The 15172-nt window shown below is 45.9% G+C and carries 20 protein-coding genes; 10 read left to right on the top strand and 10 right to left on the bottom strand.

The window, feature by feature from the left end:
* Window positions 1-6: 6 nt before the first annotated feature.
* Entirely contained in the window at window positions 7-396 is a 390-nt protein-coding gene (locus B7L70_RS01620) for a hypothetical protein (protein WP_081226156.1), read from the bottom strand.
* Window positions 397-455: 59 nt separating this feature from the next.
* On the opposite strand from B7L70_RS01620, the gene B7L70_RS01615 reads away from it, so the two are divergent.
* The 8 genes from B7L70_RS01615 to B7L70_RS01580 all read left to right on the top strand — a co-directional run bounded on the left by B7L70_RS01615 (window position 456) and on the right by B7L70_RS01580 (window position 6239).
* On the top strand, window positions 456-1004 hold the full coding sequence (locus B7L70_RS01615; RefSeq protein ID WP_081226155.1) for a hypothetical protein: 549 nt from the start codon (window positions 456-458) through the stop codon (window positions 1002-1004).
* A 328-nt stretch (window positions 1005-1332) separates the two neighbouring features.
* Window positions 1333-1845: a Zn-ribbon domain-containing OB-fold protein gene (locus B7L70_RS01610; protein ID WP_081226154.1), complete on the top strand. Its 513-nt coding sequence runs from the start codon at window positions 1333-1335 to the stop codon at window positions 1843-1845.
* Between the two features lie 5 nt (window positions 1846-1850).
* Window positions 1851-2318 (top strand): Zn-ribbon domain-containing OB-fold protein, encoded by a 468-nt coding sequence (locus tag B7L70_RS01605; protein ID WP_081226184.1) that lies wholly within the window; start codon window positions 1851-1853, stop codon window positions 2316-2318.
* 52 nt (window positions 2319-2370) lie between these two features.
* A complete protein-coding gene (locus B7L70_RS01600) occupies window positions 2371-3036 on the top strand; it encodes a 30S ribosomal protein S3 (protein WP_081226153.1) in 666 nt (221 codons plus the stop codon).
* A 14-nt stretch (window positions 3037-3050) separates the two neighbouring features.
* Window positions 3051-3272: a 50S ribosomal protein L29 gene (gene rpmC, locus B7L70_RS01595; protein WP_081226183.1), complete on the top strand. Its 222-nt coding sequence runs from the start codon at window positions 3051-3053 to the stop codon at window positions 3270-3272.
* Window positions 3273-3331: 59 nt separating this feature from the next.
* Window positions 3332-3595: a ribonuclease P protein subunit gene (locus B7L70_RS01590; protein WP_081226152.1), complete on the top strand. Its 264-nt coding sequence runs from the start codon at window positions 3332-3334 to the stop codon at window positions 3593-3595.
* Window positions 3596-3698: 103 nt separating this feature from the next.
* Window positions 3699-4307 (top strand): V-type ATP synthase subunit E, encoded by a 609-nt coding sequence (locus B7L70_RS01585; RefSeq protein WP_081226151.1) that lies wholly within the window; start codon window positions 3699-3701, stop codon window positions 4305-4307.
* 123 nt (window positions 4308-4430) lie between these two features.
* Window positions 4431-6239 (top strand): V-type ATP synthase subunit A, encoded by a 1809-nt coding sequence (locus tag B7L70_RS01580; protein ID WP_081226150.1) that lies wholly within the window; start codon window positions 4431-4433, stop codon window positions 6237-6239.
* Window positions 6240-6264: 25 nt separating this feature from the next.
* Here B7L70_RS01580 and B7L70_RS01575 read toward each other — a convergent pair whose 3' ends face one another.
* Window positions 6265-6837 (bottom strand): hypothetical protein, encoded by a 573-nt coding sequence (locus tag B7L70_RS01575; protein ID WP_081226149.1) that lies wholly within the window; start codon window positions 6835-6837, stop codon window positions 6265-6267.
* A gap of 95 nt (window positions 6838-6932) precedes the next feature.
* Here B7L70_RS01575 and cysS point away from each other — a divergent pair, with 95 nt between their 5' ends.
* Window positions 6933-8417 carry a cysteine--tRNA ligase gene (gene cysS, locus B7L70_RS01570; protein WP_255408822.1) on the top strand — a complete coding sequence of 495 codons (1485 nt, stop codon included), beginning with the start codon at window positions 6933-6935 and terminating at the stop codon, window positions 8415-8417.
* Window positions 8418-8451: 34 nt separating this feature from the next.
* Window positions 8452-10299 carry a glycoside hydrolase family 15 protein gene (locus B7L70_RS01565; protein WP_081226147.1) on the top strand — a complete coding sequence of 616 codons (1848 nt, stop codon included), beginning with the start codon at window positions 8452-8454 and terminating at the stop codon, window positions 10297-10299.
* 7 nt (window positions 10300-10306) lie between these two features.
* Here the strand turns inward: B7L70_RS01565 and B7L70_RS01560 are convergent, their stop codons facing one another.
* The 8 genes from B7L70_RS01560 to B7L70_RS13155 form a co-directional block, all read right to left on the bottom strand.
* Window positions 10307-11311 carry an ATP-dependent 6-phosphofructokinase gene (locus B7L70_RS01560; RefSeq protein WP_081226146.1) on the bottom strand — a complete coding sequence of 335 codons (1005 nt, stop codon included), beginning with the start codon at window positions 11309-11311 and terminating at the stop codon, window positions 10307-10309.
* Complete coding sequence (locus B7L70_RS01555; RefSeq protein WP_081226145.1) at window positions 11308-12105, bottom strand: aldolase; 798 nt, start codon at window positions 12103-12105, stop codon at window positions 11308-11310. Before B7L70_RS01555 ends, B7L70_RS01560 begins: the two co-directional genes overlap by 4 nt.
* A gap of 101 nt (window positions 12106-12206) precedes the next feature.
* Complete coding sequence (locus B7L70_RS01550) at window positions 12207-12926, bottom strand: creatininase family protein (RefSeq protein WP_081226144.1); 720 nt, start codon at window positions 12924-12926, stop codon at window positions 12207-12209.
* Between the two features lie 52 nt (window positions 12927-12978).
* A complete protein-coding gene (locus B7L70_RS01545) occupies window positions 12979-13902 on the bottom strand; it encodes an acetamidase/formamidase family protein (protein ID WP_081226143.1) in 924 nt (307 codons plus the stop codon).
* The gene (locus B7L70_RS01540; RefSeq protein ID WP_238376031.1) at window positions 13899-14411 is read right to left on the bottom strand and encodes a hypothetical protein; all 513 of its coding nucleotides are present in this window, start codon (window positions 14409-14411) and stop codon (window positions 13899-13901) included. Before B7L70_RS01540 ends, B7L70_RS01545 begins: the two co-directional genes overlap by 4 nt.
* Before the next feature lie 171 nt (window positions 14412-14582).
* Window positions 14583-14723: a DUF996 domain-containing protein gene (locus B7L70_RS14065; protein ID WP_143701487.1), complete on the bottom strand. Its 141-nt coding sequence runs from the start codon at window positions 14721-14723 to the stop codon at window positions 14583-14585.
* Between the two features lie 5 nt (window positions 14724-14728).
* Window positions 14729-14941, bottom strand: a complete 213-nt coding sequence (locus B7L70_RS14060; RefSeq protein WP_255408821.1) for a hypothetical protein — start codon at window positions 14939-14941, stop codon at window positions 14729-14731.
* A gap of 31 nt (window positions 14942-14972) precedes the next feature.
* Window positions 14973-15149, bottom strand: coding sequence for a hypothetical protein (locus tag B7L70_RS13155; protein WP_162009065.1), 177 nt, complete (start codon window positions 15147-15149; stop codon window positions 14973-14975).
* Window positions 15150-15172 lie beyond the last annotated feature (23 nt).

Here is a 15172-nt window from a genome sequence, read left to right as displayed (position 1 = left end):
GAGGAATCACTCAAGACTATGCCTCTTGAGGAGGTGTGTGATGGCTGAGTTCCTGGTTATGAACTCCGCACCGCACACCAGGCAGTAATACACATCCATGCCACCCTTCCTAACAGCAACTACCAGGTGCTCCTTGAGGTGCCTTAGGAAGGCGCCCTCGCCATTAACCTTGGCACCGCATATATCGCAGGTTATGGTCTTGCCACCAATACGTCCATGCCTGCGTAGGTGGGTAACGAAAGTGTTGGCATCAACCTCAGCACCGCATTTTGGGCATTTAAGCCTGGGTTGTGGTGTGGCTTTTGTTATAGCCTCAACTACCTTGTTAACGTCATCCCCCATGTAATTACATAATGGACAAACAACAACCTTAGTCAATGCCCTAGCCGCACTCATACCCGCCAACCACAACAAACTCGCCTTTTTAAATAATACCGCAACACATAACCTCTGTAATGAGTAGAGTGGTAGGATTATCGATGGTTAGGTGGGACCTTGGCGTTATTGGTTACGTAAGTGCCACACAGCAGGGTATCGACACGGCATATTCGGAGATATTCCTTAGGTGTTACCCAACGACTATAGACGTGACCAGGGAGATGAGGGGTAAGGTGGCATGTATATTGAATGTGATTAATAGGGGCTTACCCATGAACGCCGTAGTATTTTTCTTAGATCCATACGGTATAGCTAACGATGTTGGTACGAAGTATGGGGTAGCTAGGGGGGTTGTGCTCAATCTAGTATACTCATGGTTCACTAATTACCTAAGGAGTAATGGCTTTCTGAGGAATTTGGATGTTGTGGAACTTAATGAAGAGCTGAAAATACTTACCCCCTTCATTAAGGCCAGAGTTGGGGGTAATGCAAGCAAGATCGCTGGCATAATAGCCACCCTAGTCATGGTGAGGGGAGTTGATAAACAGAAGCTACCCATAAGCATTGTAGACCTAAGAAACGATGCAGAGGAGTACGTAAAGAACACGCTTAAGAAAGACATGTAGAAACTTCGAAAGTTAAGTATGGTATTCATACAATCAGTTAATATTGGTCTTCTCAAATAAGGACGGTCTGGTAATCCGAATTACACCAGTGATCAGGAGTTCCAGCGCTCACTCATTCACTCAGTCAAATGCCTACTCATCATCTCAGTACTTGCACTAAACCGGTTATTTTTAATTTTAATTATGATAATAGAAGCATGATTAGTGATTAGTAATCTTTAATGAAACGCGCCTTGGAGAGGATTGTTGTGTAGGATGCCTTAGGAATTGAAAATAATTGTGAGGATAGGAGGTAATTTTTAAATTGCTAAGGGATTATCATTAAACTATGGTTGGAGGAACACCCATTAAGGAGAGTGAGGTAAAGAATTACCCTTATGAGGAGTGGACAAGACCGTTTCAGTACAACGTAACTGCGGGCACAGCATATTCAAGGTTTCTTGAGGGACTTAAGAATGGGAAGATATATGGTACTTACTGTAATCGGTGTGGTCATGTATTTGTGCCTCCGAAGATGTACTGCCCATATTGCTTCAGGCCTGTGGATGGTTGGATCGAGGTTAAGGATGAGGGTGTTGTCGTGACTGCAGTCATTAGTTATATTAGTGCCACTAGGGAGCCCCTTAAGGAGCCTAGGGTTGTTGGTGTCATTAAATTGAGTGCTCCAGGGAAGGAGTTTGGTGAGCATAGATTTCCAGGTATAATGCATTACCTATGTGTTGATCCCGAGGATGTTAAGTCAATGAAGGTCTTTGGCATGAGAGTTAGGGCCAGGTGGAAGCCTGCCGATAAAAGGACTGGGTCTATACTCGATATTGAGTGCTTCGAACCTGCGAGGTGATGGGAATGTCATTCGAGAAGTTGAATATAAACAAGGACGTAAGGCATTGGTTACATACAATAGAACAGGGTTATAGATACACAGCTGGCCCCATAGGCACCAAATTCCTCGAAGGCCTAAGGGCAGGTAAATTATTAGCTGGCAAATGCCCTGTGTGCGGTAGGGTTATGATACCGCCAAAGGCCTTTTGCCAATATGACTTCGCAGAGATAAAGGACCTTGTGGAGATAGCGCCATTGGGTATTGTTAGGTCATACACGGTAGTTTACGAAGATTCCTACGGCAATAGGTTACCGAAGCCCGTGATAATAGGCTTTATAGAGTTTCCAGGAATTACTGGAGGTCTCGTGCATTATCTAATCAATGTAGATCCTAGCAACGTGAGGGTGGGGCTTAAGGTTAAGCCCGTGTTTAGGCCTGCGAATGAGAGGAGGGGTTCATTGATCGATATTGTCGGGTTCGAACCAGCCTAGGGAACGGGTATGTACTAAAAATTTAATAAGGGCATTGGTTTTTGGTTCCTGAATGAGCCAATCACAGAGGCAGGCTAGGATACCTGTATATAAGAAGATAATTCAGGATAAGATTAAGGAGTGGATGATTAAGGAGTTCCTAAACTACAGATTGTCTAAGCAGGGCTATGTTGACTCAGACGTCCTAAAGACACCACTAGGTACTAGGATTATCATATACGCAGAGAGACCGAATTGGATAATTGGTAGGAAGGGTGTCATCGTGAAGGAACTGACAGACCTACTAAGTAAGAAGCTTGGTGTTGATAATCCAATAATCGATGTCACACCGATACAAAGCCCAGAGCTTAATCCTAAGATAATTGCGAACAGGATAGCGTGGGCGATGACGAAGGGCGTTAAGTTCAGGAGGGCTGGTATGATAGCCATAAGGCAGATAATGGATGGTGGTGCCAAGGGTGCCGAGATAACAATAAGCGGCAAACTAACCAGTGAAAGATCCAGGTTTGAGAAGTATGTCTATGGAATCGTATATAAGAACGGTTACGATTCGAGAACAAAGGTTCAGAGGTTCGTCGGGCAGGTACTCCTCAAACCTGGTCTCTACGGCATTGAGGTCAGGATAACACCACCAGTACGCTTCAGTGATGAGTATAGGATTAAACCACCTGGCAGGGAGGCCGCGGCTGAGGTGCAGGCACAGCAAGTGAGTGAGTGAGGGAGGTGGTGAGGGTGGCGAGCAGACAGAGACTTAATGCAAAAACAATTAGGAACATGAAGCCTGAGGATAGGGCTAGGTTACTGGATGATCTTAGGAAGGAGTTACTTAAGTTGCAATCCCAAAGGGCCAGGGGAACTCTCGAAAACCCAGGTAGGGTTAGGACCGTTAGGAGAGCCATAGCCAGGATATTAACCATAATGAACGAGGAGGCGAGGAGTAAAGCCTCTAGGTAATTATTAATTAACAATACTCATAATCTAGGTTTAACACGTAGTTTCATAATAAGGCAGTTATGGCAATTAATAACAAAGACTTTAACGTCTTTGGGAGGACTATAACAACCACTAAATGCAGAAATGAGTCCCTCAACGGGATTCACGGTATAGTAATCGAGGAAACTGCGAATACGGTTAAGGTGTTGACATTAACGGGCTCCATAAAGACCGTGATAAAGGAGGATTGCTGGTTCTATGTAGATATTGGTAATTGCACATACTTAATAAGTGGTCGTAAATTGAGAAAAACTGGGAAGTCATTCTCTATGAAGAAGCAGTGAGGTTAGATTTATATTACCAGGATCCTAGGCCCAAGCCGTTGGATGGAACCGAGGTTGTGAGGAGAAGCAAAGTTTTAAAGTTGTGTAGTAATCCCTAGCTCTCGTGTCTGATCAAGAACTAACTGAACGGCTAATTAATGGCATTGTGAACCGCCTCAGCAGTGAGATTGAGGAATGGAGTAATAACCTGAGATTGAAGGCTGAGGCTGAATTGATGGATGGCGTTAAGGCCGTCATTGATAAGTACGCAGACACGCTTGAGAATATCGAGAAGGAGATCAACATGGACAGGGAGTATAGGCTCTATAATGAGACCATGAATGCTAAGAGGGAGAGACTCAGTGTTATTGAGAGTGCATACGCAGAGGTTGTTAGTAAGGTTAGGGAGAGGCTTAGCTCCATGAGAGGCACCAATGATTATAAGAAATTCCTTAGGAATTCGATACTTTGGGCAACATCCATAATAGAATCGAAGCAACTCGTTATAACAGCAAGCAAGGCAGATGAGGATATGGTTAACGAGATAATTTCAGAACTCAACCTAGATGCAACAGTAAACACTACGGATAAAGATCTCCTGGGCGTCATAGTTAGCTCCAGTGATGGATCAATAAAGGTCGACGCAACACTAGACTCAAGGCTAAGTCTCATGGAGCACCAAATAAAGACATTACTAACGCACATAGCCGCCACCTTAAAGAGTGAGGCTTAGGGTCATTAATTAATTGATAAATTGATTGTGGATTATTGGGATTAGCTTTTGATCCAGTCATTTCAGGGTTGGGGGTGTTTACGTAGAATTAATTTTAAATATGCAAATACACAGTGGCTTTTCGTGTCAGTAGGGAAGGGTAGGATAGTGTACATCAGCGGACCAGTTGTTAAGGCGGAACTACCTGGTGCATTGCTTTATGAATTAGTCTTCGTAGGTGAATTAGGGCTTTTTGGTGAGGTTGTGAGGATTCAGGGTGACATGGCATTCATACAAGTCTATGAGGAAACAACGGGCCTAAAGCCTGGAGAGCCTGTGGTTAGGACTGGAGAGCCACTGAGCGCTTGGTTGGGCCCTGGCATCATTAACCAGGTCTATGATGGTGTGCAAAGACCCCTGAGGAATATTTTTGAACTAACGCAGAGGCCGTTCGTCGCCAGGGGCATTAATTACGAGAGAACACCACCACTGGACTTCAAGAAGCCTTGGAAATGGATACCGAAGGCAAAGGTTGGCGATGAGGTCGCACCTGGGGACCTACTCGGTGTTGTCCCGGAGACGCCACTAATTGAGCACAGGATATTATACCCACCACTGTACAAGAAGGGTACATTAAAGTACATAGCACCTGAGGGGGAGTATACATTAAATGATGTAATCGCTGAGGTAGAGACCGATGAAGGAATAGTGCAGGTAAAGATGTGGCACAAATGGCCAGTCAGGAGACCAAGACCCTTCAGGGAGAAGCTACCACCAATTGAACCTCTAATAACCGGCATTAGGGTTATTGACACATTATTCCCAATAGCCATAGGCGGCGCCGCAGCAATACCTGGGCCCTTCGGCTCAGGTAAGACAGTAACGATAAGGACCCTGGCTATGTACAGCCAGGCCAGGTACGTAATACCAGTCCTGTGCGGTGAGCGTGGTAATGAGGCAGCGGATGCATTGCAGGGATTACTCAAGCTTATTGATCCTACGACTGGTAGGCCGTTGATGGAGAGGACGACGATAATTGTGAACACGTCAAACATGCCCGTGGCAGCCAGGGAGGCAAGTATATACATGGGCGTTACGATTGCCGAGTACTTCAGGGACCAGGGATATGATGCATTCCTAATGGCTGATTCAACGAGTAGGTGGGCTGAGGCTATGAGGGAGGTCGCACTTAGAATCGGTGAGATGCCTAGTGAAGAGGGGTTCCCGGCATACCTACCGACTAGGTTGGCCGAGTTCTACGAGAGATCTGGTAGGGTTGTAACGCTCGGTAAGGAGGGTAGGCTCGGCTCCGTAACCATAGCTGCCTCAGTCAGTCCGCCGGGTGGTGACTTCACGGAACCCGTAACAAGCCACACGCTGAGGTTTGTGGGTGCGTTTTGGCCACTGGATGCTAAGCTCGCCTATTCAAGGCATTATCCAGCGATTAATTGGTTGATGGGGTTCAGTAGGTATGTGGATACGGTGGCTGAGTGGTACCAGAAGAGTGTTAATACTGACTGGAAGGATATTAGGGATGAGGCGGTTAGGATATTGACCAGGGAGGCTGAGCTTCAGGAGGTTGTTAGGATACTGGGTACCGAGGCCCTGAGTGAGCAGGAGAAGCATTTACTCAATGCGGCATTCCTAATTAGGGAGGGTTTCCTGAAGCAGGATGCTTACCACCCAGTTGATGTTAAGTCTTTACCGCCTAAGCAGTATTGGTTGCTTAGGTTGATGATTACGTTCTACAGGAAGGGCCTTGATGCAATAAACCGTGGAGTGCCTGCAGCGGCGCTTAGGGAGCTTGATTTGGTGAAGAGATTGCCTAGGCTTAGGATGGAGATCAAGAATGAGGATTACCAAAAACTCGTTGATTACGAGAAGGAGTTGGTTGATGCGATAGAGAATTTGGCTAGGCAGTACGAGTCGCAGAAGCTTGTTGCTAAGGCGTAATTATTACCATTAAATTATTAATACTTTAGAGTACATTACCTAGTACACCCATAATTGATTTGATTAACTGATAGTTTGTCGAGCCGCACACTATCATAACAGAATCATCGCATTTTATGTTCATTACTAATCCACGAAGTCTCTCGCCAAGGTCCTTATACATATCCTCAAAATATGTCCCAAGCCTTAGAATTAGGAATTTGTTTTGCGAACAATCGTATCTTAGGAATAGTACGGCATCTGCACCATTCTTTATCGCGATATCCCTAAGTCTCACAACATCGCTCTCATCAAAACTCCTCCTGGTCACTAACGCGTAGCATCTCTTACAACCACAATTGAACACCTTTGCGAACTCCTCATCCTCGTTTATTATAACTATACCGGCATTGCTTAGCATTGCCGAAAGAATCTCCTCGCCCCTGCTCGTTAACTCGGCCCCACCCTTCATGACCCTAATGGCGCCCTGCTCCCTCAACTCATTTAGCACCCTCCTAACCACACCCTCGCCGATGCCCGTTATGGAGCTTAGGGAGTACCTACCCATCCTACCATGCCTCTTAAGCGCCAGTAATATCGTTATGGCCTCAGCAGCCATTAACTAGAGCATTACAGCCCATAAAAATAAGCTTTCCTTAGTTAAACTCGTAACACTTATTAATTTCCCAGTTATTCGTATTCGGTGATTATTATTTGCCAACCAAGGGCGCCTACGCGAACTCCAAGGACTTACCAATAACCGTCTACAATACAGCATCAAAGAGAATGGAGAGAATAACCCTCCTAAGACCTGGGCTCGTTAGGATTTACGTATGTGGCTTGACACCTTATGACTCAATGCATGTTGGTCATGCAAGGACCTTCGTGTTCTACGACATATTTAGGAGGTACCTCGAGTACCTGGGTCTTGAGGTTAGGTTTGTAACCAACTTCACGGACATTGATGATAAGATAATAAACAGGGCTAGGCAGGAGTTTGGTTCGGACATGGTTAATAGGTGGTATGATGTACCGAGCAGATACATTAAGGAGTTCTTCGACGCCATGGATAGGCTCTACATAAAGAGGGCCTATGCCTACCCAAGGGTTACCGAGAACATAGGCGACATGATGAAGTGGATACAGGAATTAGTCAATAGGGGTCTAGCGTACGTAAGCCCCGATGGCTCTGTGTACTTCGACATAACTAAGGTGCCTAGATACGGCGAATTCTCTGGACAAAAGATAGAGGACTTAATTGCGGGGGCTAGGGTCGAACCCGAACCAGGTAAGAGGAACCCACTTGATTTTGCCCTGTGGAAATCATGGAGTGAGGGCGAGCCGTGGTGGAATAGCCCGTGGAGCCCAGGTAGGCCTGGCTGGCATTTGGAGTGCGTGGTCATGTCCAGTAAGTACCTGGGCGTCCCGTTCGATATACATGGTGGCGGCCAGGACCTAATATTCCCACACCACGAGAATGAGGTCGCAATAGCCAGGGTGTACTTCGGCATTGATTACTTCGCGAGGTATTGGATTCACGTGGGCTTGGTGACGATCAAGGGACAGAAGATGAGCAAGTCTCTGGGCAACATAATACCAATAATGGACGTGCTCAGGAAATACGACGGGGAGGTCCTTAGGCTCTACTACGCAATGACCCATTACAGGAAGCCTATGGATTTCGACCCGGATTCGCTGGATCAGGTTAGAAATACATTAATGAGTCTCTACGCGGCCTATGACGAATTGCTCGAGGCAATAAACGAGGCGCCGGAGGCTGGTTCTAAAGATGAGGAGTTGATAAGTAGGGTCAATGGTTATATTGAGTCCTTCGAGTCCTCACTCAACAATGACGTAAACACCAGCGGTGCCGTGGCATCTATAATAGAGTTTGCCAAGTACATAACATCCACCCTAATTTACAACGCCCAGAATTACTCCAAGGGTGCGTTAACGCAGACATTAACGGCATTCAGTGACTTGGCAGGTATACTTGGTCTACTCAATAGGACGAAAATACCCCCATCATTGATATCGTTGGTGAACACCCTGATAAGTATTAGATCGCAGTTGAGAACTAGGAAGATGTTCGACTTGGCTGATGAGATTAGGAGTGAGCTAGGTAAGTTGGGTGTTGTTATAAGTGATGTTGGAAATAAGACCTACTGGTACATAGACAGGGATAGAATCGCTACATAACACTTATATATCATAAGCATCACTACCTAAACCCGTGAGATTAGTATTCCTTAGTAATGGTAGTTTCGCTGTATTGTATGATGAGAATTATTACATAAGAGATCTTTACTACCCATTGCTTGGTCAACATCACCACCACTCATTCGGTGGTAAGTTCAAGATTGGTATTTGGCATGATGGCAAATTCTCGTGGCTCGAAAACATAGGAAATAAAGAAATACTCCTTGATGGTTCCAAGGCTGTACTCCATGCTCAATGGGATGGCCTTGATATAACGATGGAGGACACCGTTCTCATACCACAACCAGCACTCGTTAAGCACGTGTTGATTAGGGGTCCTGGTTTTGTGAGGGTCATATTTTACCACGACTTTAGGCTTGATGGTTATGAGGTTGGGGATACGGCATTTTACGATCCATCACTCGATGCAGTATTTCATTACAAAGGTGCCACATGGTTTGGTATGGCGTCCACAAACCCATTGTATGAGTATACAACGGGTAGGAGGGATTTGAATGTTGTACTTCCTGATTGTGAGGACGGGATTTTGAGTAAGAATCCGATAGCCCAGGGTTCCGTGGCTTCCGCAATATCCATAGCCAGCCCCGAGTTTTACTACTTCATTGTTGCTGGTGATAGTTATGATAGGGTTTTAAGGTTGATTATTGATCTTAGGGATAGGAAGAGGTTGGAGACGTACTTCGTTAGATCAATCAATTACTGGGGTAATGTGGCATCCGAGTTCGCTGATGACAAACTAGCGGCCCAAAGCATTGTGGTTCTCCTCGGGCATGTTGGCGCTAATGGGTCAATACCCGCATCACTGGATACATCAATAATAAAGTTTAACCTGGACACGTATGGTTACCTATGGCCTAGGGATGCGGCATTCGTAACAATGGCGCTCGACATAGCTGGTTACTTCACATTCACGAAGAAGTTCTACAGTTTGGTATTCAAGCTATTCAGCGGTGAGGGATTCCTATTTCAGAAATACAATCCAAGTGGTACCTGGGGTTCGACGTGGCACCCATTCACGGTTAGGAGTAGGAAGTCGCTCAATATACAGGAGGACGAGACTGCAACCGTGATATACGCCTTTTGGCATTACTTTAGGAGGACTAGGGATTATGACCTGCTTAGGGAGGTGTATGATGTCATAACGAGAGCCGCCAATTTCATGGTTAATTTTAGAGATGAGAAACTGAAACTACCCCTGGAATCATACGATCTATGGGAGGAGAGACTCGGTGTCCATACGTACACCGCAGCCTCCGTATACGCGGGATTGCTTGCCGCAAGCAACCTGGCTAAGGTCCTCGGTGAGTATGAAAGTGCGAGTAAGTGGGAGGCGGCTGCTATGGAAGTGCGTGAGGCAATTAGGAATTACTTATTCGATAAGGAACGTGGTGTTTTCTATAGGTACGTTAAGGTTGATGATGGAAAAATCGTTGAGGTTGATAGAACGGTGGATGCCAGCATAATGGGCGTCTTCCTTTTTGGTGTTTTCGACGCTTGGGAACCCATGCTGGAGAGTAGTGTTAAGGTTATTATGAATAGGCTCTGGGTTAAGCCAATAGGTGGTGTTGCACGTTATGAGGGTGATTACTATCAAAGGGTTCCAGGTGATTACAGTAACATACCAGGTAACCCATGGATAATAACAACCCTGTGGGTGGCGCAATACTACATAGCGAGGGGTGATATTACTAAAGCTAAGGAGTTGATGGCGTGGGTTAATAGGGTGAAGACCCCCACAAACCTCCTACCCGAGCAGGTCGACCCATTTAGGGGTTTGCCGACGTCGGTCACGCCATTACTGTGGAGCCACGCGGAATATCTAAGGACGTACATCATGATGAAGAGCCAGGGCATAGTTTAAACGTAGTTTAAATGCCCCAGAAGGTTTCGTAGAGCCTAAGCCAGTAACCACTAACGAGCCTATTCCTGCCCAGCACCTCCGTTATTGGTATCCTAGTAATATCACCGCCTTTATAGGCAACCATTTTGCCGTAATCGCCCTCCTCAATGGCGCCATAGGCCTCGGTAGCGAACCTTACAGCTAAAATCCTATCAAAGGCCGTGGGTGCCGAACCTCTGATTATGTGCCCAGGTATGACAGCCCTAGCCTCAAAACCAGTGGTCTTCTCTATGTAGTTTGCCAATTCATTACCTACACCACCAAGTCTTGAGTGCCCGAACTCGTCCTTAGGGCCTTCGTACTCCTTAATCCCCTCCGAAACAACAATTAATGCCCACCTCTTATTATCATAAGTCTCCTTAATCCTCTTGACCACAGCATCCCATGAAACAGACTTCTCAGGTATGAGGACGAAATCGGCCATTGTAGCTAAACCCGTGAACAGCGCAATCCAACCGGCCTCCCTACCCATGACCTCAACAACACCAACCCTTTCATGGGATATTAACGTAGTCTTAAAGGATTCCGTAACCCTAATGGCCTCGTTAACCGCCGTATCGAAACCTATCGTGTAGTCGGTGCCGTACACGTCGTTGTCGATGGTCTTCGGTATACCAACGGTGTTGACCAAACCCCTGGTTTGTGCCTCAGCAGCTACGGATAATGTGTCATCACCGCCGATAGCCACAATTACGTCAAGGCCCAGCTCCTTAATGGCTTTGGCGAATTGTTCCGCTCTAGCTTCATCCTTAAATGGGTTAGTTCTAGATGTTTTAATGTAAGTACCACCTGTGAACGCGAAGTCAAGTAAATCCCGAGAGGATACTCGCCTAATTTCCCTATTCAGAATACCCCTCCAGCCATGAAGTATTGCGTAAACCTCGTGCCTCTTCTCTACCAATTTCGTGAGCGTGTACACGGCAATATTGAGCCCAGGTGCGTCACCACCACCCGTTAGGATGCCTATCCTCATGATTGACCACCCAGAACCTCCACGACCTTCTTGTTGCCATAGACAATCTCCGAGAGGACCCTTGCGAACTTCAAAGCATCCCTCCTCTGCCAAACATTACGACCAACGGCTATACCCAAGGCGCCAGCCTCGATTGCACCATAGACCTGCCTGAGGAACTCCTCCTCAGTCCTAGTCTTTGGGCCGCCCGACATGAGGACTGGAACCTTCCCAGCAACCTTGACTGCCCAAGAGAAAGTCTTTGGATCACCCGTATACTTTATCTTCATAGCATCCGCACCAACCTCAAGTGCTATCCTAGCTGCGTAGGCTACGACTTCGGGTGCCGTCTCGTTTGTAACCTTGCCACCTCTTGGGTATGACCAGATAATGAGTGGTATGTCGAACCTCAACGCATCCCTCTTTATCGTGCGTAACTCCTCGAACATTCTCCACTCATAACCACTGCCTGGGTATATTGTGTAACCCACCGCACTGGCACCTAGGCTAATGGCCTCCTCAACACTACAGTTGGCCACGGAAATTGGCTCGCCATTATACAGGCCGGTCTTTCCATTCAGCTTTAGTATTAACGGTACACTACCGTCATAGTACTTCTCGGCAACACCCCTCTGGAAAACCACGCCATCAAACCCAGCCTCTCTGGCTAGTTTAAGTATGTACCCTGGATCGGCAGAGTCAGGGTTATCCATGAAGTCGGCAGGGCCATGCTCAATGCCGTGGTCATAGGCTAGAATTATTGATCTACCTCTCCTGGCGAACGTCCTCAGGAACTTCTCGATTAAATCCACCATCAATAATCCCAGGTAAGGCACTGGTATTTATTGAGTGGTTGTTTAAGGGGTGTTATTGGGTGTAATTGTTGAAGGGGATAATGCGTTTAATCCGACTTTAACTAGCCTGGGGTTGATTCAAGGGTTGGGTAGTAAATCCTTAATTGATTAATTAAATCATCAATGATGAACCTTAGCAGCTCAGCTCCAAACTCAGGTTTGATCAAGTCCCTCCTTAAGGTGCCGATAATACCCGTAGAACTAACATCGATTGCCCTAACCACATTAATGTTACCACTAACCTCAACATCCACTACTCTATCCCACCTAACCAAGTCCTTACTTATTGAGGCAATTATCGAAGTCTCAACAGCATCAGCATGACCAAAGGATGGAAAGAACCTCTTCATGAAGTTAGTAACCCGTGGATTGTAAATGTAATAATGAAGGGCCCTCGGCTTATCATGGTTGTAGTTCCAGGACTTAACAACGATGTTCAATGCATCAACATTACCACCATGACCATTAACAAACACCACACCCCCAGCACCCCAAGCTGATGTACTCTCTACGAGATCTAGCAAATAGTGAACTAGGCTCTCAAAACGAACCCAGGTGACACCCTTAAAGCCGACGTGCTCCATGGAGGAACCAACGGTGATCGTAGGGTACAGTAAAACTTTACCGGAAAACCTGCGCTCAACCTCACCAGCTACATACTCGGCGATTATAGAGTCAGTACCTAATGGAAGGTGAGGGCCGTGTTGCTCTATAGAACCTATTGGGATTAGGATTATGAAGTCCTTGGGTATGTCGTCACGGGTTACCTCCAAAACCCTCATTACCAGCGGGATTGTAGCCCATAATTTAAATGCAGTGTTGCTGATTAACCGATTATTGAGGCAGTACTCTCTTTGGTATTGAGAGAGTAACTACGAAGTTCGGCTCATCAACAATCTCCGAAATCCTTAGATTACCCACGACACTACTCAATACGTAACCCTCCTCAGGGCTTAACCCATAGAACCTACCTAGCAACGCCAACATGTCCTCAATAGCTTGCCTAGCCGCCTCGTATAGATCGTTGGAGATACCCATTGCGGCTATGACCTCGCCCTCCTCATAGGTTGGGGCTATTGTGAACGGTCTACGTATGTTAAGCCCCTTCACAACCTCCACCCTAAGCCTAACATTAGCCTGGGTCTCTATCGCTGTCCCTGTGACCTCACCATCACCCTGAGATGCATGTGGATCGGCAATAGAGAGTAGTGCACCCTTGACATTGACGGGTAGGTAGACCCTGGCACCCTTCCCATGAAGCTTATTATCCATATTACCACCAAAGTACTGCGGTGGAATCATCCCAAACTCACCCTCCCTAGGCGCCGTACCAATTACCCCCAAGAACGGCCTAATCGGTACTTTAATGCCCTTAAGGAAATCACCCCTAGTGGTTGCATAACCATTACTAATGCTCCAGATCACCAACCTATCCCTAAACCTACCCTTAAGTAACCCTATGAAACCAAGTATCGCCGACCAACCCCAATCAGAAACCTCAATATCCTCAATCTCAACCATCAACGCATCACCGGGCTCCGCACCATCAACAAATATTGGCCCAACAGCAGCATCAAACTTTGACCCATCTATCTTACCTAAATCCTCCGTCGTGAAATCAGGCTTTATTTGCCATGTAGATGAGTCAGGCACGATTACATAAATCTCATCACCACTACGGACATTGGCTATGGGTCTTAGATTTGGTGACCACTTATAATGCAGGTTCTCCTCCTTCCTACCATCAATAACTATCATAACTCCTCACCCTCCTCAAGCCTGACAGTGGCTGGTTTAATCCAGGAATAAATAAGTGTTGCCACTAACCACCCAATAAGCGCCAGCAATGCCACCGCTATTCCAAGTGGAAACCACGACCACTGTGGCAGGTTTACACTAACTGCACTAAGACCGTACTCTATAGTCAATGCTGTCTCAAAGTATATGAATGGTGTAGCGGCTATACCAGCATATAGTAAGTACAACAAACCACTCCAGGTACCTATCCTTGTACCCAACCCCCTTTCTATGTACCCATAATAGCCACCACTCGAGGCCACCTTTAGTGAGAACTCATAGACAGCATAAGCAGCCGATGCAACACCAATCGCAGCCAAAACCACTGATAATGGGGAAGAGCCATAAGCAAAGGCAACAGCTCCACTTAAGGTGGCTAAAGCCGCAACTGCGGGTGCAGTAAAACTTAGTGATTGAAACACCAATTCCCAAAAAGTTACAACGCCCCTCCTTAACCCCACTTCACCCATGGCTGTTGACCACCTACCCAAGAGTATATAAACAATACCCCCGAATACATAAAATATTATTTCACAACAATTAATCAAAATACAAAATATAGACTAACGGTATTTGCGAAACCACTTCTTACATATTTTCCTTATAGATATGCAATAGATACTGACACCAAGAATTAAACCTCACAACCTTAACCTACTAAATCCAAGCATCGCATAGATGCATCCTATGGCCATTAATACGAAACCTATAATGACTATGCTTAGGAGCCCACCGTACCAATACCATTTTGCGACATCATTAAAATCATCAATATTACTCAACCTGGCTAGCCCCTATAGGCACTACTGAGGAACTTATACGCAAAAATATTCACCACGTAAGCACCAGCAACAATTCCTACAATCTCCATTAATGATTGAAGGTGCACAGTGGAATAATTAATAATGGTTAAGAATGAGAATAGAAATACAGCGGCAAAGAACACGGGTACGATACCAACAATACCCAGTATTGATCCATACAACGCGTGTCTATACATTGCGGGGTTATTATAAGTCCTTGATAATTTATTAAAGGTCACCAGTACCATTTAATAATCCCGCAAGACCTAAAACAATGGCTACCGGAATCGTTACTATAAACACAGATATGCAGGCAGCAATAAATATCAAGACCGCACCAACTAAACCAAGCGTGCCAAGAGACCTATCAACCTGGTTATTCATCCTTACCGCCTGATCATTCATATTTACCTAGACTAAAATCAATG

It is taken from the genome of Vulcanisaeta sp. EB80, assembly GCF_002078205.2.
The sequence above is the reverse complement of the archived record's forward strand: the minus strand, read 5'-3'. Positions and strand labels throughout refer to the sequence as shown.

Excerpts from the sequence above, each read along its gene's own strand:
- B7L70_RS01620 (WP_081226156.1), bottom strand. The coding sequence starts at position 396 with ATGAGTGCGGCTAGGGCATTGACTAAGGTTGTTGTTTGTCCATTATGT.
- B7L70_RS01615 (WP_081226155.1), top strand. The coding sequence starts at position 456 with ATGAGTAGAGTGGTAGGATTATCGATGGTTAGGTGGGACCTTGGCGTT.
- B7L70_RS01610 (WP_081226154.1), top strand. The coding sequence starts at position 1,333 with ATGGTTGGAGGAACACCCATTAAGGAGAGTGAGGTAAAGAATTACCCT.
- B7L70_RS01605 (WP_081226184.1), top strand. The coding sequence starts at position 1,851 with ATGTCATTCGAGAAGTTGAATATAAACAAGGACGTAAGGCATTGGTTA.
- B7L70_RS01600 (WP_081226153.1), top strand. The coding sequence starts at position 2,371 with ATGAGCCAATCACAGAGGCAGGCTAGGATACCTGTATATAAGAAGATA.
- B7L70_RS01590 (WP_081226152.1), top strand. The coding sequence starts at position 3,332 with ATGGCAATTAATAACAAAGACTTTAACGTCTTTGGGAGGACTATAACA.
- B7L70_RS01575 (WP_081226149.1), bottom strand. The coding sequence starts at position 6,837 with ATGGCTGCTGAGGCCATAACGATATTACTGGCGCTTAAGAGGCATGGT.
- B7L70_RS01560 (WP_081226146.1), bottom strand. The coding sequence starts at position 11,311 with ATGAGGATAGGCATCCTAACGGGTGGTGGTGACGCACCTGGGCTCAAT.
- B7L70_RS01555 (WP_081226145.1), bottom strand. The coding sequence starts at position 12,105 with ATGGTGGATTTAATCGAGAAGTTCCTGAGGACGTTCGCCAGGAGAGGT.
- B7L70_RS01550 (WP_081226144.1), bottom strand. The coding sequence starts at position 12,926 with ATGAGGGTTTTGGAGGTAACCCGTGACGACATACCCAAGGACTTCATA.
- B7L70_RS01545 (WP_081226143.1), bottom strand. The coding sequence starts at position 13,902 with ATGATAGTTATTGATGGTAGGAAGGAGGAGAACCTGCATTATAAGTGG.
- B7L70_RS01540 (WP_238376031.1), bottom strand. The coding sequence starts at position 14,411 with ATGGGTGAAGTGGGGTTAAGGAGGGGCGTTGTAACTTTTTGGGAATTG.
- B7L70_RS14060 (WP_255408821.1), bottom strand. The coding sequence starts at position 14,941 with ATGTATAGACACGCGTTGTATGGATCAATACTGGGTATTGTTGGTATC.
- B7L70_RS13155 (WP_162009065.1), bottom strand. The coding sequence starts at position 15,149 with ATGAATGATCAGGCGGTAAGGATGAATAACCAGGTTGATAGGTCTCTT.